Source organism: Streptomyces sp. NPDC030245, from assembly GCF_055572995.1.
On record NZ_JBVICF010000006.1, the window covers coordinates 81254 to 98216 of the forward strand.

Annotated in this window: 20 protein-coding genes; 8 read left to right on the forward strand and 12 right to left on the reverse strand. The window is 73.6% G+C overall.

What is annotated here, in order from left to right; all coding sequences use genetic code 11:
• The first annotated feature begins 89 nt into the window (after positions 1 to 89).
• Positions 90 to 611: a MarR family winged helix-turn-helix transcriptional regulator gene (locus ACZ4Z4_RS17815; protein ID WP_468327848.1), complete on the forward strand. Its 522-nt coding sequence runs from the start codon at positions 90 to 92 to the stop codon at positions 609 to 611.
• A gap of 337 nt (positions 612 to 948) precedes the next feature.
• Here ACZ4Z4_RS17815 and ACZ4Z4_RS17820 read toward each other — a convergent pair whose 3' ends face one another.
• The 6 genes from ACZ4Z4_RS17820 to ACZ4Z4_RS17845 form a co-directional block, all read right to left on the reverse strand.
• Positions 949 to 1974: a maleylpyruvate isomerase family mycothiol-dependent enzyme gene (locus ACZ4Z4_RS17820; protein WP_468327850.1), complete on the reverse strand. Its 1026-nt coding sequence runs from the start codon at positions 1972 to 1974 to the stop codon at positions 949 to 951.
• Complete coding sequence (locus tag ACZ4Z4_RS17825) at positions 1971 to 2609, reverse strand: RNA polymerase sigma factor (RefSeq protein ID WP_468328451.1); 639 nt, start codon at positions 2607 to 2609, stop codon at positions 1971 to 1973. The genes ACZ4Z4_RS17820 and ACZ4Z4_RS17825 overlap by 4 nt, the downstream gene beginning before the upstream one ends.
• Before the next feature lie 66 nt (positions 2610 to 2675).
• Positions 2676 to 3731, reverse strand: coding sequence for an aminotransferase class V-fold PLP-dependent enzyme (locus ACZ4Z4_RS17830; protein WP_468327852.1), 1056 nt, complete (start codon positions 3729 to 3731; stop codon positions 2676 to 2678).
• 22 nt (positions 3732 to 3753) lie between these two features.
• Positions 3754 to 4470 (reverse strand): DsbA family oxidoreductase, encoded by a 717-nt coding sequence (locus ACZ4Z4_RS17835; RefSeq protein ID WP_468327854.1) that lies wholly within the window; start codon positions 4468 to 4470, stop codon positions 3754 to 3756.
• A gap of 156 nt (positions 4471 to 4626) precedes the next feature.
• Positions 4627 to 4908, reverse strand: a complete 282-nt coding sequence (locus tag ACZ4Z4_RS17840) for a peptidylprolyl isomerase (RefSeq protein ID WP_468327856.1) — start codon at positions 4906 to 4908, stop codon at positions 4627 to 4629.
• 48 nt (positions 4909 to 4956) lie between these two features.
• Positions 4957 to 5337, reverse strand: coding sequence for a winged helix-turn-helix transcriptional regulator (locus ACZ4Z4_RS17845; RefSeq protein WP_468327858.1), 381 nt, complete (start codon positions 5335 to 5337; stop codon positions 4957 to 4959).
• Positions 5338 to 5400: 63 nt separating this feature from the next.
• Between ACZ4Z4_RS17845 and ACZ4Z4_RS17850 the strand changes: the two genes are divergently transcribed.
• The gene (locus tag ACZ4Z4_RS17850) at positions 5401 to 6516 is read left to right on the forward strand and encodes a Gfo/Idh/MocA family protein (RefSeq protein ID WP_468327860.1); all 1116 of its coding nucleotides are present in this window, start codon (positions 5401 to 5403) and stop codon (positions 6514 to 6516) included.
• Positions 6517 to 6552: 36 nt separating this feature from the next.
• On the opposite strand, the gene ACZ4Z4_RS17855 is transcribed toward ACZ4Z4_RS17850, so the two are convergent.
• Both ACZ4Z4_RS17855 and ACZ4Z4_RS17860 read right to left on the reverse strand, forming a co-directional pair.
• Positions 6553 to 7161, reverse strand: a complete 609-nt coding sequence (locus ACZ4Z4_RS17855) for a DUF1349 domain-containing protein (protein WP_468327862.1) — start codon at positions 7159 to 7161, stop codon at positions 6553 to 6555.
• A 4-nt stretch (positions 7162 to 7165) separates the two neighbouring features.
• The gene (locus tag ACZ4Z4_RS17860) at positions 7166 to 8698 is read right to left on the reverse strand and encodes an aldehyde dehydrogenase (NADP(+)) (protein WP_468327864.1); all 1533 of its coding nucleotides are present in this window, start codon (positions 8696 to 8698) and stop codon (positions 7166 to 7168) included.
• A gap of 122 nt (positions 8699 to 8820) precedes the next feature.
• Between ACZ4Z4_RS17860 and ACZ4Z4_RS17865 the strand changes: the two genes are divergently transcribed.
• The 6 genes from ACZ4Z4_RS17865 (at position 8821) to ACZ4Z4_RS17890 (ending at position 13959) form a co-directional block, all read left to right on the forward strand.
• Positions 8821 to 9594, forward strand: a complete 774-nt coding sequence (locus tag ACZ4Z4_RS17865; protein ID WP_468327866.1) for an IclR family transcriptional regulator — start codon at positions 8821 to 8823, stop codon at positions 9592 to 9594.
• A gap of 3 nt (positions 9595 to 9597) precedes the next feature.
• The gene (locus tag ACZ4Z4_RS17870) at positions 9598 to 10074 is read left to right on the forward strand and encodes a GNAT family N-acetyltransferase (protein WP_468327868.1); all 477 of its coding nucleotides are present in this window, start codon (positions 9598 to 9600) and stop codon (positions 10072 to 10074) included.
• A gap of 88 nt (positions 10075 to 10162) precedes the next feature.
• Entirely contained in the window at positions 10163 to 10435 is a 273-nt protein-coding gene (locus ACZ4Z4_RS17875) for a hypothetical protein (RefSeq protein ID WP_468327870.1), read from the forward strand.
• A complete protein-coding gene (locus ACZ4Z4_RS17880; protein WP_468327872.1) occupies positions 10432 to 11679 on the forward strand; it encodes a sensor histidine kinase in 1248 nt (415 codons plus the stop codon). The genes ACZ4Z4_RS17875 and ACZ4Z4_RS17880 overlap by 4 nt, the downstream gene beginning before the upstream one ends.
• A gap of 57 nt (positions 11680 to 11736) precedes the next feature.
• The gene (locus ACZ4Z4_RS17885) at positions 11737 to 12402 is read left to right on the forward strand and encodes a response regulator transcription factor (RefSeq protein ID WP_468327874.1); all 666 of its coding nucleotides are present in this window, start codon (positions 11737 to 11739) and stop codon (positions 12400 to 12402) included.
• Positions 12403 to 12510: 108 nt separating this feature from the next.
• Positions 12511 to 13959 carry a peptidoglycan D,D-transpeptidase FtsI family protein gene (locus ACZ4Z4_RS17890; protein WP_468327876.1) on the forward strand — a complete coding sequence of 483 codons (1449 nt, stop codon included), beginning with the start codon at positions 12511 to 12513 and terminating at the stop codon, positions 13957 to 13959.
• Positions 13960 to 14026: 67 nt separating this feature from the next.
• On the opposite strand, the gene ACZ4Z4_RS17895 is transcribed toward ACZ4Z4_RS17890, so the two are convergent.
• The 4 genes from ACZ4Z4_RS17895 to ACZ4Z4_RS17910 all read right to left on the reverse strand — a co-directional run bounded on the left by ACZ4Z4_RS17895 (position 14027) and on the right by ACZ4Z4_RS17910 (position 16876).
• Positions 14027 to 14833, reverse strand: coding sequence for a hypothetical protein (locus ACZ4Z4_RS17895; protein WP_468327878.1), 807 nt, complete (start codon positions 14831 to 14833; stop codon positions 14027 to 14029).
• Complete coding sequence (locus ACZ4Z4_RS17900) at positions 14830 to 15174, reverse strand: PadR family transcriptional regulator (RefSeq protein ID WP_468327880.1); 345 nt, start codon at positions 15172 to 15174, stop codon at positions 14830 to 14832. Before ACZ4Z4_RS17900 ends, ACZ4Z4_RS17895 begins: the two co-directional genes overlap by 4 nt.
• 27 nt (positions 15175 to 15201) lie before the next feature.
• On the reverse strand, positions 15202 to 15939 hold the full coding sequence (locus ACZ4Z4_RS17905) for a CPBP family intramembrane glutamic endopeptidase (RefSeq protein ID WP_468327882.1): 738 nt from the start codon (positions 15937 to 15939) through the stop codon (positions 15202 to 15204).
• A 121-nt stretch (positions 15940 to 16060) separates the two neighbouring features.
• On the reverse strand, positions 16061 to 16876 hold the full coding sequence (locus ACZ4Z4_RS17910; protein WP_468327884.1) for an HAD family acid phosphatase: 816 nt from the start codon (positions 16874 to 16876) through the stop codon (positions 16061 to 16063).
• Between the last annotated feature and the right edge of the window lie 87 nt (positions 16877 to 16963).

Below are 16963 nucleotides of genomic sequence, written 5' to 3' on the forward strand. Positions count from 1 at the left end.
GACCAATGATTGGCGACGAGTGCCACTGTAGCCCATTTATTGGCCGACCAAGGTAAAGTTTTCGAAGACGTCTACAACAGGAGTGCGTGATGAAGGCCGACACCGTGCAGGCCCCCTCGGCCGACCCCGTCTGTACGCCCGGGGCATCGGGCGTCGCCGACGCGGGGCCCGTCAGTCTCGCCGTCAGCCGGGTGGCCCGGCTGCACCGCATCGCCGCGGGGAAGGCCCTCAAGGGGCTCGGCCTCTACCCCGGCCAGGAGTTCGTGATGATGCACCTGTGGGACGCGGGTGCGGTGCGGCAGTCCGAGCTGATCAAGGCGGTCGACCTCGACCCGTCGACGGTCACGAAGATGCTCCAGCGCCTGGAGCAGGCCGGGCACGTGCGGCGGCGCCCCGATCCGGCCGACCGGCGCGCCGTGCTCGTCGAGGCGAGCGCGGCGAGCTGCGGGCTGCTCGCGCAGGTGGAGCGGGCGTGGGGGGAGCTGGAGGGGCACACGTTGGCCGGTCTGGAGGAGACGGAGTGCGCGGAGCTGTTGCGTCTCCTTGCGAAGGTGGAGACGAACCTTTGCAAGGAGACGGAGGGGTGTCCGGAGCGGGGGGCTCGGGGCTAGCCCCGGGTGACCTCTTGGCCTGCCCCCACCGGGGTGCGGGGCGGGTTACCGGTGGGCCGGGGGCGTCGACGGCCACGCGCCGTAGAGGTTGCCGTAGTGGCCCGGCCGCCGGGCGGTGGGGGTTGCTCGCGCAGTTCCCCGCGCCCCTGACGGGGCGCGGCTCCGCCCGCCCCACGCCGTAGCCAGCGCCGCGCCGGGGTGCCGACGGCCACGCGCCGTAGAGCCTGCCGTAGGAGCCCGGCCGCCGGGCGGTGGGGGTTGCTCGCGCAGTTCCCCGCGCCCCTGACGGGGCGCTGCCCCGCCCGCCCCACGGCCCCTGGTGGGGCGCTGTCCGTCGTTATAGCCACGCCAGTGTGGACGCCCTCGTCAAGAGGTGGTGGATGGCTGAGGGGTCGCCTGAGGTGCCTTGGGGGAGTTGGGGCGGGGTGCGGCGGCCGCCTATGAGGAGGCAGAAGTCGACGGGGTGGAGGACCAGTTCGGCGCGGACCGGGTCGTCCGTGCTGCCGAGGACCCATTCCGTCTCGCCGCCGTCACCGACGACGGTGAGGGCGACGGGCGGGGACTGCGGGCCGAGGGCCGGGCCGAGGATGCGGACGGCGAGGCGTACCAGTTGCCAGAGGTGTGGGGAGGGCGGCGGGGGCACCGCGCGGTCGAGGGCGACGCCGATGTCGTCGGCGTGCACCCACGTCTCGAAGGCGCGGGAGAGGAAGTGGTCGGCGACGGGGAGGCGTATCCCGGCGAGGACCGTGGCGCGGGCGGCGAGTTCGGGGTCGTGGGCGGCGCGGGAGGAGAGCAGCCCGGCGGCCTGGACCCGCCACGCGGAGACGGTCTGCGCGGGCGTACGGGTCCGTTCGCGGCGGATCACCTCACGGGTGCGCGCCTCCCACGCGGCACGCCACGGCCTGCCGTCCGGCGCGCGCGGCGCGGGCTCGCGCGCGGGCAGGCCCAGGTGCCGGGCGAGCGGCTCGTCGGCGGCGATGAGGTGGGCGACGGTGTCGTGGACGTCCCAGTCGTGCACGACGGGTGTCCCCCAGGCGGCCTGCTCGTCCAGCTCCGCGAGGAGTGCCTGGAGCCCGGCGACGGTGGCGGCGTAGGGCGCGGCGTGCGGGGCGGTGCGCAGGGCGGGGGCGCGGCTGCGCAGGGCGAGGGAGAGCCCGTGCCGCCCGGGGGTCTCGTCCGGCGCCGGACCGGGCAGCGCGGGCCCGTCCAGATGCCGCACGGTGGCCCGCAGCCGCGCGGCCTCGGCGGCGCAGGGCGCGCACTCCCCCAGGTGCCGGGCGAGGAGTGCCTCGTCGCCCGGCATGAGGGCGTCCACGGCCCAGGCGCCGAGGAGTTCGCGTACCGCTTCGTGGTCGCCGGTCAAGGGTGTTCACCTCGCAGGGGTGGGTCCGCGAGGGTCTCGGCCAGGGTGCGCAGGGCCGTTCGCAGGCGGGTCTTCGCGGTGCCTTCCGGTATGCCGAGTTCGACGGCGGCCTGGCGATAGGTGCGGCCCGCGAAGTAGGCGAGGTGCACCACCTGCTGCTGGGGCAGCGGGAGCCGGGCGAGCGCGGAGTGCAGGAGCAGGGAGCGCTCCTGTTCCAGGACCGCCTCGTCGGGGGCGGGACCTTGCGCGGCGACCGACCGCAGCGCCGTCTCGTCGGCGTGGGCGGCCTTGCGGTGCCGCTCCTCGCCGCGCACCCAGTCCACGGCGCGCCGGTGGGCGAGCATCGAGAGCCAGCCGCGCAGACTGCCGCGGCGGGCGTCGAACGCGTAGGGCCTGGTCCACAGGTGGGCGAAGACCTCCTGCGCCACGTCCTCCGCGGCGGTCCGGTCGCGGGTGACGCGGGTCGCCACGCGGTGCACGAGCACGCCGTACGCGGCGTAGACCTCGGCGAGGGCCGCCTCGTCGCCGTAGACCAGCCGCCGGTGCAGTTCGGCGTCGGCGGGCGGGCGGCCGGGGCCGGACGGCAGGTCGGACGTGCCCGGCCTCTCGAAGGACGGCTCCACCGGCACCACCACCTCGCGCGGCCGCGCGGCCACGCGGTACTGCCAAGCCTGGCGCCCCTCGGCCCGCCGCGCCAGGCTTCAGCAGGACAGCACGTCAAGGATCCGGTCCACATCCGCCTCGGTGTTGTACAGGTGGAACGCGGTGCGCAGGTGTCCCGCCCGTGCGGAGGTGAGGATGCCGGCGCGGGTCAGCGCGGGGGCGCGGTCGGCGAGTCCGGGCACCGAGACGATGGGCGAGTCGCCGGGCACGGGGGTGTGGCCCAGTGCGGCGAGTCCGGCGCGGTAGCGGGCGGCGAGCGCCGTGTCGTGGGCGTGGATCGCGTCGACCCCGGTCTCCTCGACGAGCGTGAGCGCGGCGGCGGCCCCGTGGTAGGCGAGGAAGGCGGTCGGTTCGTCGAACCGGCGGGCGTCCGGGGCGAGTCGGTCGAGCGGCCCGTAGATGGAGTTCGCGGTGTCGGCCGCCGCGATCCAGCCGCCGTGCAGCGGCGGCAGGGACTCCTGCGCCTCTTCCCGCACCGTCAGGAACGACACGCCGCGCGGGCACAGCAGCCACTTGAAGGCGCCGGTCACGGTGTAGTCGTACGCGTCCGCGTCGAGCGGCAGCCAGCCCGCGGCCTGCGTCGCGTCGAGGAGGGTGCGCGCGCCGTGGGCGGCCGCCGCCGCGCGGACCGCGGGCAGGTCGGCGGTGCGGCCGTCGGCCGACTGGACGGCGGAGAAGGAGACGAGTGCCGTCGTCGGGGTGACGGCCGCGGCGAGATCGTCGAGCGGCGCGTACCGCACCTTGAGGTCGCCGCGCAGCACGAAGGGGTTCACGATGGAGGCGAACTCGCCCTCGGGCGCGAGGACTTCGGCGCCGGGCGGCAGCGAGGCGGCGATCAGCCCCGCGTGCACCGCGACGGAACTCCCGGTGGCCACGCGGGCCTCGGCCACCCCGACGAGCCGGGCGAAGGAGGCGCGCGCCTCGTCCACCACCTCGGAGTCACCGGCGCCGCCCGGCCGTCCCGCGCCGTTCTCGGCGGCGAGCCGGCACACCGCCTCGACGGCGCGGCGGGGCAGCAGGCCGCAGCTCGCGGTGTTCAGGTACGTCGAGGTGGGAGCGAATTCGGTGCCGTTGTTGATCCCCGTGGATTCCATGGGGATCAACCTATGCGGCGTCTCAGGCCCGCGGAACCGCGCATCCGTCGGGCCCGCACGCGTCGCCGCCGTCGGCCTGCGCGAGGGTGGTGAGCGGCGCGCGCTCGCCCCACGCCTGCTCCAGGGCCTGGGTGAAGACCTCGGCGGGCTGGGCGCCGGAGATGCCGTACTTGCGGTCGAGGACGAAGAACGGCACGCCGTTCGCGCCCAGTTCGGCGGCCTCGCGCTCGTCGGCGCGGACGTCGTCGGCGTACCGCTCGGGGTCGGCGAGGACGGCCCGCACCTCGTCCTCGGCCAGGCCCGCCTCGACGGCGAGCTCGACGACGCGCTCGTCGTCCGTGAAGACGGACCGCTCCTCGGCGAAGTTCGCGCGGTAGAGCAGCCCGATCAGCTCGTCCTGCCGGCCCTGCTCCTTGGCGAGGTGCAGGAGGCGGTGCATGTCGAAGGTGTTGCCGTGGTCGCGGCCCTCGGTGCGGTAGTCGAGGCCCTCGGCGGCCGCGTTCTCCCCGAGCCGCTTCTCGCCCTCGCGGGCCTGCTCCTCGCTCATGCCGTACTTCCGCATGAGCATCGGCAGCACGAGCCCGGTGTCGCCCTTGGCGCGCCCGGGGTCCAGCTCGAAGGAGCGGTGCACGACCTCGACGCCGTCACGGTGCGGGAAGGCGGCGAGGGCCTTCTCGAAGCGGGCCTTGCCCACATAGCACCAGGGGCAGGCGATGTCGCTCCAGATCTCGACGCGCATGTGTGGCTCTTTCCAGGTCGTACGGTACGGAAGCGGTTCGGTGCGGAGGGGGCCTCCGCTCAGTCCGTCAACGTACGGCCGAAGCGTCTCATTCCCGGGGCGGGGGAAGTGCCCGGAACCGGGCCGCGCCTCGACGGCACGGCCCGGCACACCGCGTCAGTCCTGGCGGCTGGTGACCTCGACGAGGTGCGACCCGAACTGGGTCTTCACCGGGCCCTGGACCTCGCCGACCGGCGCCGAGAAGACGACCTGGTCGAACTCGGGCACCATCTGGCCCGGGCCGAACGAGCCGAGGTTCCCGCCGTCGCGCCCGGAGGGGCACGTGGAGTGCTCCTTGGCCAGCGCGGCGAAGTCCGCGCCGCCCGCGATCTGCTCCTTCAGCTGAAGCGCTTCCGCCTCGGTGGCGACCAAGATGTGTCGCGCAGTGGCCCTAGCCATGTGTCACGCCCTTTCCAGTACGTATGAACGCCGCCAAGCGTAAACGGCTCATTCCCCCGCCCGGGACTCCGCGGCCGCGAACCTGCCCGTGTTCGCCCTGACCCAGGTGCGCAGGTGGGCGAGGGGTTCCAGGGCGCCGCGGCCCAGGTCGGTCAGTTCGTACTCGACGCGGGGCGGGACCTCGGCGTGGACCGTGCGCGTCACGAGGCCGTTCTCCTCCAGGCGGCGCAGGGTCTGGGTGAGCACCTTGGGGCTGACGCCCTCCAGCTTGCGGCGCAGCTCCCCGAAGCGGCGCGGGCCGTCCGCCAGGGCGGTGATGGCGAGGCCCGTCCATTTGTGGACGAGCAGTTCGAAGACCGCGCGGCCGGGGCAGAGCAGGCCGTAGATGTCGTGCCGGCTCCGGCTGTCCTCACGGCTGTGACCAGTCATGGTTTCCAGAATATAGTTGGGGCCCTTGCGGGTGATCGGGGCCTCCCGCCTACCGTCCCGCTCATGAACTCCACCACCACCCCTGTCCGCGTCGGTCTCGTCGGTCTCTCCGCCCGCGGCGGCTGGGCGCCCCACTCCCACGTCCCCGCGCTGGCCCGTATCGACGGATTCGAGCTGCGCGCCCTGGCCGCCTCCAGTGCCGCCTCGGCGCGGGCCGCGGGTGAGAAGTACGGGGTGCCGCTGGCGTTCGGCTCGGCCGCGGAGCTCGTCCGCAGCGACGAGGTCGACCTCGTCGTGGTGAGCGTGCGGGTGCCGCTGCACCGCGAGGTGATCCTCGGCGCGCTCGGCGCGGGCAAGGCGGTGCTCTCGGAGTGGCCGCTCGGCAACGGTATCGCCGAGGCCGATGAGCTGGCGGCGGCCGCGGAGCGGGCGGGTGTGCGGACGTTCGCGGGGCTCCAGGCCCGCTCGGCGCCCGCCGTGCGGTTCGTCCGCGATCTCGTCGCCGAGGGGTACGTCGGTGAGGTCCTGTCGACCGCTCTCGTCGCGTCGGGGCGGCGCTGGGGCCCCGTCTTCGAGCCGTCCGGCGAGTACCTCCTGGACCGGCGGAACGGCGGGACCATGCTGACCATCCCCTTCGGGCACACCGTCGACGCCGTCTCGATGGTGCTCGGCGAGTTCACCGAGGTCTCGGCGACCCTCGCGACCCGGCGTCCCGTCGTGCGCGAGGAGGGCACGGGCCGCCCGGCCGCCATGACCGTCGACGACCAGATCGCGGTGAGCGGACGGCTCGGCTCGGGCGCCGTCGCCTCCGTGCACTTCCGGGGCGGCCTCTCCCGGGGCACGAACTTCCACTGGGAGATCAACGGCACGGAGGGCGACCTGGTGTTCACCGGCGACTCCGGCCATCTCCAGCAGGCCGCGCTTACCGTGCGCGGCGGACGCGGCACGGACCCGACGACCGGCGAACTGGCCGTGCCCGCACGCTACTTCGACGTACCGGCCATCGAGGAGCTGCGCGGACTGCCCGCGTACAACGTGGGCGCGCAGTACGCCCAGATCCTCGCCGACCTCACCGAAGGCACCGCCCACGCCCCCGACTTCGCGCACGCGGCCCGGCGCCACCGGCTGTTCGACGCCGTCGAGCGGTCGGCGGCGACAGGCACGCGCGTCACGCTCTAGAGGGCCGCGGAAAGCCCTGGACGGCTTCAGACGGCTTTAGGAGCCGTCCCGCAGCCCCTGCGGCCAGTTGGGGCGGAACTCGATGTGGTCGTACGTCACCACGCACCCCTCCCCGACGGGCGACTGCGCCATGAAGCCGACGAGTGCGGCGCCCGCCGTCTCCTCGTCGCCGAGCGAGAAGATCCGCACGAACGTCCACCGCTCGCCGTCCGTCGAGGCGTGGAACGCGAACGCCGACCCCGTACGGCTCACGCGCAGCCAGGCGCTGCTGCCGTCCACCACGAAGGCGTTGGCGTCGTCGGAGCGGCCGCGGGTGACGACCGTGCAGATGGTGGGCTCGTCCGGGGAGCGCTCCAGGCACAGCTTGGCCCACTCCCGCTCCCCCACGTGGACATAGAGCACGCCCGCGTCGAAGGCGGCGGCGAAGCCGACCGTGACGCGGGCGATCAGCTGGAAGTCGCCCTCGGGGGCGCCGAGGAGGCGCGGCGCGTCGGAGGCGGGCTCCAGCGCCTCGCCCGTCGGGGGCACGAAGCGGTCCTGGCGGGCGCCGGCCCAGCCGGTGAGCACCCCGTCCTCGTACGACCAGTGCCCGTCGGGGCCGTATGTGCGCAGCGAGAACGGGAGTTGCCCGATGGTGAGGTCCATGCGGTCAGTGTTCCAGGCGCCCGTCGTAACGCCGCGGCAGCCCCAGCGGGTTGTCGTCGCGCAGCTCCGGCGGGAGCAGCGCCTCGGGCGTGTTCTGGTACGCGACCGGGCGCAGCCAGCGCTCGACGGCGGTGCCGCCCACGGACGTGGAGGTCGAGGTGGTCGCGGGGTAGGGGCCGCCGTGGTGCTGGGCGGGGGCGACGGCGACGCCGGTGGGCCAGCCGTCGACGAGGACGCGCCCCGCGAGCGGGGTGAGCTCGGCGAGCAGCTCGGCGCCCCGGCCGCTCTCCCCCGCCGCCTCGTCCGAGGAGAGCTGCACGGTGGCGGTGAGGTTGCCGGGCAGGCGGGAGAGGACCGCGGTGATCTCCGCCGCGTCGGTGTACCGCGCGACGACGGTGACCGGGCCGAAGCACTCCTCCAGGAGCAGGTCGTGGGCCCCCTCGTCGGCGAGGCGGGCGGCCGGGACGGTCAGGAAGCCCGCGCTGACGGTGTGCTCGCCGCCCGCGCCGGGGGTCACGGGGGCCTGCACGTCGGGGAGTCCGGCGCGCTCGCGCACCCCGGCGACGAAGTTGTCCCGCATCCGGTGGTCCAGGAGCACCCCGGCCTCGGTGTCGCTCACCGCCTCGGTCAGGGACTTCACGAGCCGGTCGCCGCCCGCGCCCTCGGGGGCGAGGACCAGGCCGGGCTTGACGCAGAACTGGCCGACGCCGAGCGTCATCGATCCGGCGAGTCCGGCGCCGATCTGCTCGCCGCGCTCGGCGGCGGCGGCCTCGGTGACGACGACGGGGTTGAGGGAGCCGAGCTCGCCGTGGAAGGGGATCGGGACGGGCCGGGCGGCGGCCGCGTCGAAGAGGGCGCGCCCGCCACGGATGGAACCGGTGAATCCGGCGCCGGCCACCAGCGGGTGCTTGACCAGTTCGACGCCCGCCTCGAAGCCGTGCACGAGGCCGAGGACGCCTTCGGGGATGCCGTGCTCGGCGGCGGCCCTGCGCAGCACGGAGGCGACCAGTTCGGAGGTGCCCGGGTGGTCCGGGTGGGCCTTGACGACCACCGGGCAGCCCGCGGCGAGCGCGCTCGCGGTGTCGCCGCCGGGCACGGAGAAGGCGAAGGGGAAGTTGGAGGCGGAGTAGACGGCGACGACGCCGAGGGGGATCTTGTAGCGGCGCAGGTCCGGTATGGGCGGGGTCGCCGAGGCGTCGGGGTGGTCGATGACGACGCCGAGGAAGGCGCCCTCGTCGACGATGTCCGCGAAGGAGCGCAACTGGTAGCAGGTGCGGGCGAGTTCGCCGGTGAGCCGGACGGGTCCGAGCGCGGTCTCCGCGTCCGCGGCCTCCACGAGGTGGTCCTTCGCCTCTTCGAGGAGGCCGGCCGCGGTGCGCAGGAAGGCGGCGCGGAGCTCGCGGTCGGCGAGCGCGGGCGCCGCGTCGCGGGCGGCGCGGACCGCGCGGTCGACCTCCCCGGCTGTGGCCTCCACCGCAACCTGTTCACGCTGCTTCCCGGTTCGGGGGTCGACACTCCAGACTGGTGCTGCTGCCACCGCGGATTCCCTTTCCAGACGTATGCCACTCACCAGGGCTGTTCGATATGCTGAACACCGTCTCCGTTGATGAACGGCGGGGACTTGAGACTATTTCTCGGCGTTCAAAGGGGTCAAGGGCGATGTCGGCTGGCGAGACCGGAGGCGGTGCGCAGGTCAAGTCCGCGGTGCGGACGGTGGAATTGCTCGAGTACTTCGCGGGCAGCCCCGGAATGCACTCCCTGGCCGCGGTCCAGGAGGCCGTCGGCTATCCCAAGTCGAGCCTGTACATGCTCCTCCGCACGCTGGTCGAGCTCGGCTGGGTGGAGACGGACGCCACCGGCACGCGGTACGGCATCGGCGTGCGCGCCCTGCTCGTCGGCACCTCGTACATCGACGGCGACGAGGTCGTGGCCGCCGCCCGCCCGACCCTGGACCGGCTCTCCGACGACACCACGGAGACCATCCACCTCGCCCGCCTCGACGGCACGAACGTCGTCTATCTGGCCACCCGTCAGTCCCAGCACTATCTGCGGCCCTTCACGCGCGTGGGCCGCCGCCTCCCCGCGCACTCCACGTCGCTCGGCAAGGCGCTGCTCGCCACGCACACCGACGACCAGGTCCGCGCGCTGCTCCCGGAGACGCTGCCCGCGCTCACCGAGCACACCACCACCGACCGCGAGAAGCTCATCGAGGAGCTGCGCACGGTGCGGGAGCAGGGCTTCGCGGTGGACCGCGAGGAGAACACGCTCGGCCTGCGCTGCTTCGGCGTCGCCATCCCCTACCGCACCCCCGCGCGCGACGCGATCAGCTGCTCGGTGCCGGTGGCGCGGCTCACGCCCGCGCACGAACAGCTGGTCAAGGACGCGCTCTTCGACGCCCGGGACCGGCTGACACTGGCGACTCGTAGGCTCTGACGCATGGATGTCAGCCTGCGCGAAGTCCACGACAGCGATCTGCCCGTCTTCTACCGGCAGATGAACGACCCCGTGGCCGGCCACATGGCCGCGTTCACGCCCGAGGACCCGGCCGACCGGGACGCCTTCGACGCGCACTGGTCGAAGATGCGGGCGTCGGCCGACGTCCGCATCCGCACGGTCCTCGCGGACGGCGACGTGGTGGGGAGCGCGGGGGTGTACGGGGCGCCCGGCGAGCGGGAGGTCACCTACTGGATCGACCGCGCCCACTGGGGCCGGGGCCTGGCCACCGCGGCCCTGCGCGGCCTGCTCGAACTGGAACCGGACCGGCCGCTCTACGCCCGCGCGGCCGCGGACAACGCGGGCTCGATCCGGGTCCTGGAGAAGTGCGGGTTCCGCGTCTCCGCCACGGAGCGGGGGTACGCCCCGGCGCGCGGCGCGGAGATCGACGAGGTCGTCCTCGTCCTGCGCGAGGACTGACCGTCCCGGCGCCGTCTCCGCCGCGCGGCGGAGGCGGATCGGCCCGGCGCAGGAGGTGCGGCGACGGCCCCGGCGGGATCTTGGAAACATGCCGCACCGACTGCCCTCGGCCCCGCCGACCGCCCTCGTCACGTCCGCCCCCGACCGTTCCCGGCACGCGCCGCGGAGCGTGGCCGGGACCGCCCGCGCCCGGATCGGAACCGCCCACGTCCGGGCCGGAACCGCTCACGCTGCGCGGACCGTGGCCGCCCGCGTTCCGTATCCCGCCCGCAAGACCTACGCTGTCGGCATGATCATCGGGGGGATCGTCGCCGCACCCATGTCCCGCCGCCCCGCGCCGCGGGCGGGCGCCACCGCGTGAAGGCGCTCGCCACCGCCCTGTTCGGGCGCCGGGCGCGTCGCCGGTGGATCCATCTGATCCTCGGCGGCGCCCTCGCCATGCCGTACGTCCTCGTCGGCTCCGTCGTCGTCGGGCCGCTCTTCGACGACGAAGCGATCCTGGGCTCGCTCGGCGCCCAGCTCAGCTCGTTCGCCGTCGGGCTGCCGCTCGCCGCGGTCACCGCGCTGTTCCCGCTGACGCGGCCGATGTCGGTGGCCGCCGTGCGGGCACTGTGCGGCGTGCCGGCCGACTCCCTCGCCGAGGGGCCCGCGCGCACCCGGGTCGCGCGCACCCGCGCCGCCGCGTGGTTCACGCTGCACCTCGGCCTCGGCGGCGTCATCAGCGGCATGTCGCTCGCGCTGCCGCCCTTCGCGGGCGTCCTGATCGCGCTGCCCTTCTGCGCCGTCCTCGCGGACAGCCGCATCGGCATGCCCGAAGTCTTCGGCGAGCCCTGGCTGTTGGTCCTCTCCCCGGTCATCGGCTGCGCCTCGCTCGTGGCGCTCGCGGCGTGCGCCGCCACGGCCGGCGGGCTGCTCGCACGCCGGGCGCCCGGCCTGCTCGGCCCGACGCCCGCCGACCGGCTCGCCGCCGCCGAGCGGCGCGCCGCCGACCTCGCCGTGCGCAACCGGCTCGCGCGCGAGCTGCACGACTCCGTCGGTCACGCCCTGAGCGCCGTCACGCTCCAGGCGAGCGCGGCCCGCCGCGTCCTGGACCACGACCCGGAGTTCGTGCGGGAGGCGCTGGCCGCCATCGAGGACACCACGCGCCGCACGGTCGGCGAACTCGACGCCGTGCTCGGCGTCCTGCGAGAGGCCGGCAGCGCGGTCCCGACGGCGCCCGCGCCCACACTCACCGCCGACATGGACGGGCTGCTGCGCCGCACCGGGGCGGCCGGGCTCCGGGTGACGGCCACCGTCGACGCCGACCCCGACTCCCTCCCGCCGCTGGTCTCCCGCGAGGCCTACCGCATCGTGCAGGAGGCCCTGAGCAACGCGCTGCGGCACGGCGGCGACGCCCCCTCCGTGACGCTGCGCATCGCCCGGGAAGGACCCGCCCTGACCGTCACCGCCGAGAACCCGCTGCCACCCCGCTCCCCCGCCTCCCGGCCCGGCGGCGGCCACGGCCTGCGCGGCGTCGCGGACCGGGCCCGGCTGCTCGGCGGCACGGCCGAGGCGGGCCCGGCCGACGGGGTGTGGCGGCTCGCCGTACGCCTGCCCCTGAACTGACCCGCCCCGACCAGACCTCGCCCGACCTGACGTACGACCTCCCCCGAAGGGACAGCCATGACGGCCAACGACATCCGGGTCGTTCTCGCGGACGACGAGCGCATGGTGCGCACCGCCCTGCGCGCGATCCTCTCCGCCGAACCCGGCATCGAGGTGGTGGGCGAGGCGGCGACGGGCGCCGAGGCGGTCTCCGTCGTACGGGAGCTGGAGCCCGACCTGGTCCTGATGGACGTCCGCATGCCGGAGACCGACGGGATACGCGCGACCGAGCAGATCCTGCGGACGATGTCCGGGCCGCCGCGCGTCGTCGTCGTGACGACCTTCGAGAACGACGCGTACGTGTACGAGGCGCTGCGTGCCGGAGCCGCCGGGTTCCTCCTCAAGCGGGCGGACGCCGACGAGCTCGTCCAGGCGGTCCGGCTCGTGGCGCGCAGCGAGTCGCTGCTCTTCCCCGCGGCCGTCCGCGCCCTGGCCGCCGAGTACGGCCGCGCCGAGCCCGCGCCGCCCGCCTGGGTGGCGCGGCTCACCGGCCGGGAGAGCGACGTGCTGCGGCTGATGGCGGAGGGCCTGACCAACGCGGAGATCGCCGGGCGGATAGGGGTGGGCGCGGCGACGGTGAAGACACATGTGGCGTCGGTCCTCGCCAAGACGGGGGCGCGGGACCGCACGCAGGCGGTGATCGCCGCGTACGAGGCGGGCTTCATGAAGGCCCGGCTGTCATGAAAGCTCGGTTTTGATGAAGGCCCGGCTTTCATGAAGGCTCGATGAGAAATCGGGCGCAAGCACGCCACAAGGGAACGAAACCCTTCCCTCCGCTCGTCCTCCCACGGGATGAACAAGACGATCAGGCACGCCTCGGTCTTCGCACTGCTGCTCGTGCTCGCCCTGCTGGTCCGGGCGACATGGGTGCAGTTCCACGACTCGAAGGCGCTCGCGGACGACAAGCACAACCGGCGCAACGCGATAGAGCGGTACGCGGCCCCGCTGGGCGACATCATCGTGGGCGGTGAGGCCATCACCGGCTCCGAGCGGACGACAGGGGGAGACCTCGCGTACAAGCGGACCTACAAGAACGGCGATCTCTACGCACCCGTCACGGGGTACACCTCCCAGGTCTACGGCGCCACTCAGCTCGAAGGCATCTACCAGGACCTGCTCGACGGCACCGACAACCGTCTGAAGAACCCCCTCGACACGCTCACCAACAAGCGGGCCGACCCCGGCGACGTCGTCACGACGATCGACCCGGCGGTGCAGAAGGCCGGCTACAAGGCGCTGGGCGACACGAAGGGCGCGGCGGTCGCGATCGACCCCAAGACCGGCAAGATCCTCGGGATGGTCTCGACCCCGTCGTACGACCCGTCGAGGATCAGCGGTTCCACGGACTCGAAGGCGTGGCGGGAGCTGACCACCGACAAGGAGAAGCCGATGGTCAACCGCGCGATGCGGCAGCCGCTGCCGCCCGGCTCGACGTTCAAGCTGGTCGTGGCGGCGGCAGCCCTGGAGGACGGCCTCTACGACTCGGTGGACGCGGCGACGCGCAGCCCGAACCCGTACACGCTGCCCGGGACGCGCACCGTCCTCAAGAACGAGAACCCGTCGGCCCCCTGCGAGAACGCCGACATCCGCACGGCGCTCCAGTACTCCTGCAACAACGTCTTCGCGAAGATGGCCGTCGACCTGGGCCAGGACAAGGTGAAGGCGATGGCGGAGAAGATGGGCTTCGACGCCGACAAGCTGGACGTGCCGGTACGCGCGGCGAAGAGCGTCTACCCGTCCGGCATGGACAAGGCGCAGACGGCGCTCAGCGGCATCGGCCAGTTCGACGTGACGGCGACCCCGCTGCAGATCTCGATGGTGTCGGCCGCCATCGCCAACGGCGGCGTGCTCGTGAAGCCGCACATGGTCTCGCAGATCAGCGACTCCGACGGCAACATCCTGGAGAAGTACGACGACGGCGACTCCCGGCGCGTCATGGGCGAGTCCACCGCCGAGGGCCTTCAGTCCGCGATGGAGACCGTCGTCGAGAAGGGCACCGGCACGAACGCGAGGATCAGCGGCGCGACCGTGGGCGGCAAGACGGGCACGGCCCAGCACGGCGAGAACAACAGCAAGACGCCGTACGCCTGGTTCACGTCGTACGCCAAGGGCGGCGACGGCAAGGAGGTGGCGGTCGCGGTGATGATCGAGTCGTCGAGCGCGGCACGCGACGAGGTCAGCGGCAACGGCCTGGCGGCGCCCATCGCCAAGGCGATGATGCGGGCTGCGCTGGGGGCGTGACGACGGCGGGCGCCGGGGGTACGGCCCCGGAGCGGCCGTCCTCGGCTGGACCGGTGTGCCCTACCTCCTACCCCCGGCGCCCCCGCCACCTCGACATCCCCCACGCCAGTGCCACGACCACCGCCGCGCCCGCCAGGAGGCCCGCCGCGAAGCCCGCGCCGGACGCCGCGTCGTTCTCGTCGGCCGCCACCGCCGCGCCCGCGGCCGCGACGGCCGCGGTGAGGACGGCAAGCAGGGCGTAGAACCTGCGGCTGAAGAAGCGGGAGCGGGCCGGGGCCGGCGGGGTGGCCGTGAGACGGGCCGCGGGGCCGATGCTCGCGGCCTTGGGGCGCTTGTACCAGGCGTAGACGATCCACTCGCCGCACAGCTCCCAGCCGTCCGGGGCGAGCCGCTCGTCCAGGCCCTCACGGCCGCGCGTGACCAGCTCGCGCCGGTACTCCCAGCGCTGCGGCTGCGCCACGTCGCGGTGGCTGACGAAGCGGCCGAGTGCGTCGACCCGCTCGACCTCCCAGCCCTCGTCGCCGAAGCGGTTCAGGAGCTCCTCGTCGACGTACGTGTCGGCGGTCCAGCGCCAGGTCTCCACCCGCTCGTCCGGCGCCTGCGGTGCCCGCTCCCCCGTGGCGGGCACCAGCTGCGCGGCGAACTCCTCGACAGGCCCGAACTCGGCCTCCGCGTCCTTTGCCCCGGACTCCGCCAGGTGGGCGGCGAGGTCCGTGACGGTCGCCTCGACGCGGTCGGCGGGCAGGCCCTGCGCCCGCAGCCGCCCGGCGAGGTCGACGAGGTAGCCGTCCCGCTCGTACCGTGCGTGCTGCGCGTCCGTCGCGTGCTGTGCCTGCCGTGCGTTCCCTGCGTTCCCTGCGTTCGGTGCGTTCATCGTGCTTCCACTCCGGCCCTCGCGAGGACTTCTCGTACGGATCCGTCGAAGGCGAGCCACAGGCCGCCCTGTTCGCCGAGGGTGTCGCGCCCGGCGTCGGTGAGCCGGTAGTAGCGGCGCCCCGGCCCCTTCTCGGCGGCGCGGAACTCCGCGGCGACGAGGCCCGCCTCCTCCAGGCGGTTCAGCACCGGATAGAGCGTGCCGCCCTTGATCTGGCCGAAGCCGGCGGCGCCGAGCATCTTGGCGATCTCGTAGCCGTAGCTCTCGCCGTCGGTGAGGGCGGCGAGCACCAGGAGGTCGAGGACACCCTTGAACCAGCTGGCGCGGCGGTCGGTCGTCACGGCACATCTCCCTTTCGGACAGCGACTTCAGACAGCGGCCTCGGGCGCGGTACGCGGCTTCTCCGGCGCGGGCAGCGTCAGATCGCGTACGGAGAGGACGACGTGCACGGCGACGGGGACCAGGAGGCTGCCCGTGGCGAGGTAGAGGCCGGCGAACATCGCGCCGAAGAGCGCGAAGGCGAGGACGCCCTGCCGGCCCTGGTAGAACCCCGCGACAGCGTAGACGAGCACCGAGAGGGCCGCCGCCACATAGGGGTCGAGGCCGAGCGCTCCGACGCCGAAGGCGATGAGCAGACCGCGGTAGACCAGTTCGGCGCAGACGCCGTCGGACACGGCGACGGCGATCGCGAGCCCGCGCTCCTCGGCCGTGCGCGGCAGCATCGCCTCGATGGAGGCGAGCCCCGGCACGTTCTTGCCCTGCTTGGCGAGGTCGTGGAAGTTCCGTGCGGAGGCCACGGCGACCGCGCCCGCGAGGAGGACGGCGACGACGGCGTAGACGGGCCGGTCCGGCATCGCGAGGCCGAAGTCGGCGGCGTCCGTGCCGGGCGAGAGCAGCAGGGCGGCGACGGCGAGGGCGGCGAAGGACCACCACAGGGCGAGCACGAGGCCGTAGTAGCGGACGAGGGCGCGCGGGTCGGTGTCCCTGCGCCAGGCCAGCGACTCGTACATGCGCCGCCCCGCCCACGGCTCGCCGAGGAGCAGATATGCGGCGAGCACGGCGGTGACGGCCGTCGAGGCGGCCGAGAAGTCCGGCGAGATGGTCATGGGGGTCCCCCTACCCTGTGCGTCTGAGCTACCTAGACCGTATGCCGACCTAGTCAGGATTACAACCTATCTCGCGCCGCGACCCTCGACCGCACTCAACCGCCGTCGGCCGGTGCGGCGACTAGCCCACGAAGTACGTCGGGTTCGGGAGCTTGTACGTCCGGTCCGCGTAACCGCCCGCGAGGTCCGAGGCCTGGTCGCCGAAGCTGCCGATGATGTCGTAGCCGGTGGACTCGATGTGCTTGCGCGTGCCCTCCTTGAACTGGACGGTGTCGCACTTCCAGGCGTCGGGCGTGGCGCAGTGGCTCAGGTAGGCGGGCGGGTTCGGCTTGTTCTTGGTGAACACGTGCGCGCGGTCGAGCTGCGTCTTGTAGCCCGCCTTGGCGAGGTTGGTGACGGCGCCGTCGCGCTGCGACTCGGCGAGGCCGGTGAGGAAGAAGACCTCGACTCCGTGGCGCTTCGCGTACGCCACGAGCTCGGGCATGCCGAAGACGGCGGGGCGCTTGGCCGCCTTGACGTACGCGTCCCAGCTGTCGTTGTTGTACGTGTAGTTGGTGGACTTCTCGTAGTCGAAGCTGAGCAGGGCGGTGTCGTCGACGTCGAGGACGATGGCCGGCTTCTTGCCGTGCCCGCCATGACTGCCGTGCGCGCCGTGCGGGTGCCGCGCCGCCTTCCTGATGTCCTTCTTCGCCTTGGCCTGGATGCGGGCCAGGTCCTTGGCGTACAGGCTGTCGGGCGAGGACTTCCAGACGCCGTCCGCGCCCTTGGTCGCGCCGTAGTACTCGTCGATCTCGCCGACGAGCAGGCCTATGTTGTGGGGCTCCTTGGTGGCCCGCGGCGGGGCCTGGTCGGCGCCCGCGGCACCGGCGGTGTAGAGGGCGGCACCGGCGACGGTACAGGCGGTGGCCAGGCCGGCCACGCGTAGGGACTTGCGCATGTGTTGCGTTCTCCGCATCAGGGTTCGGGCAGGTCAAGGACTGTCTACGCGCATCGACCCGCCCCTGGGGAGACCATGGGCCCACCC

Excerpts from the sequence above, each read along its gene's own strand:
- ACZ4Z4_RS17815 (WP_468327848.1), top strand. The coding sequence starts at position 90 with ATGAAGGCCGACACCGTGCAGGCCCCCTCGGCCGACCCCGTCTGTACG.
- ACZ4Z4_RS17830 (WP_468327852.1), bottom strand. The coding sequence starts at position 3,731 with ATGGAATCCACGGGGATCAACAACGGCACCGAATTCGCTCCCACCTCG.
- ACZ4Z4_RS17835 (WP_468327854.1), bottom strand. The coding sequence starts at position 4,470 with ATGCGCGTCGAGATCTGGAGCGACATCGCCTGCCCCTGGTGCTATGTG.
- ACZ4Z4_RS17840 (WP_468327856.1), bottom strand. The coding sequence starts at position 4,908 with ATGGCTAGGGCCACTGCGCGACACATCTTGGTCGCCACCGAGGCGGAA.
- ACZ4Z4_RS17845 (WP_468327858.1), bottom strand. The coding sequence starts at position 5,337 with ATGACTGGTCACAGCCGTGAGGACAGCCGGAGCCGGCACGACATCTAC.
- ACZ4Z4_RS17850 (WP_468327860.1), top strand. The coding sequence starts at position 5,401 with ATGAACTCCACCACCACCCCTGTCCGCGTCGGTCTCGTCGGTCTCTCC.
- ACZ4Z4_RS17855 (WP_468327862.1), bottom strand. The coding sequence starts at position 7,161 with ATGGACCTCACCATCGGGCAACTCCCGTTCTCGCTGCGCACATACGGC.
- ACZ4Z4_RS17865 (WP_468327866.1), top strand. The coding sequence starts at position 8,821 with ATGTCGGCTGGCGAGACCGGAGGCGGTGCGCAGGTCAAGTCCGCGGTG.
- ACZ4Z4_RS17870 (WP_468327868.1), top strand. The coding sequence starts at position 9,598 with ATGGATGTCAGCCTGCGCGAAGTCCACGACAGCGATCTGCCCGTCTTC.
- ACZ4Z4_RS17875 (WP_468327870.1), top strand. The coding sequence starts at position 10,163 with ATGCCGCACCGACTGCCCTCGGCCCCGCCGACCGCCCTCGTCACGTCC.
- ACZ4Z4_RS17885 (WP_468327874.1), top strand. The coding sequence starts at position 11,737 with ATGACGGCCAACGACATCCGGGTCGTTCTCGCGGACGACGAGCGCATG.
- ACZ4Z4_RS17890 (WP_468327876.1), top strand. The coding sequence starts at position 12,511 with ATGAACAAGACGATCAGGCACGCCTCGGTCTTCGCACTGCTGCTCGTG.
- ACZ4Z4_RS17895 (WP_468327878.1), bottom strand. The coding sequence starts at position 14,833 with ATGAACGCACCGAACGCAGGGAACGCAGGGAACGCACGGCAGGCACAG.
- ACZ4Z4_RS17905 (WP_468327882.1), bottom strand. The coding sequence starts at position 15,939 with ATGACCATCTCGCCGGACTTCTCGGCCGCCTCGACGGCCGTCACCGCC.
- ACZ4Z4_RS17910 (WP_468327884.1), bottom strand. The coding sequence starts at position 16,876 with ATGCGCAAGTCCCTACGCGTGGCCGGCCTGGCCACCGCCTGTACCGTC.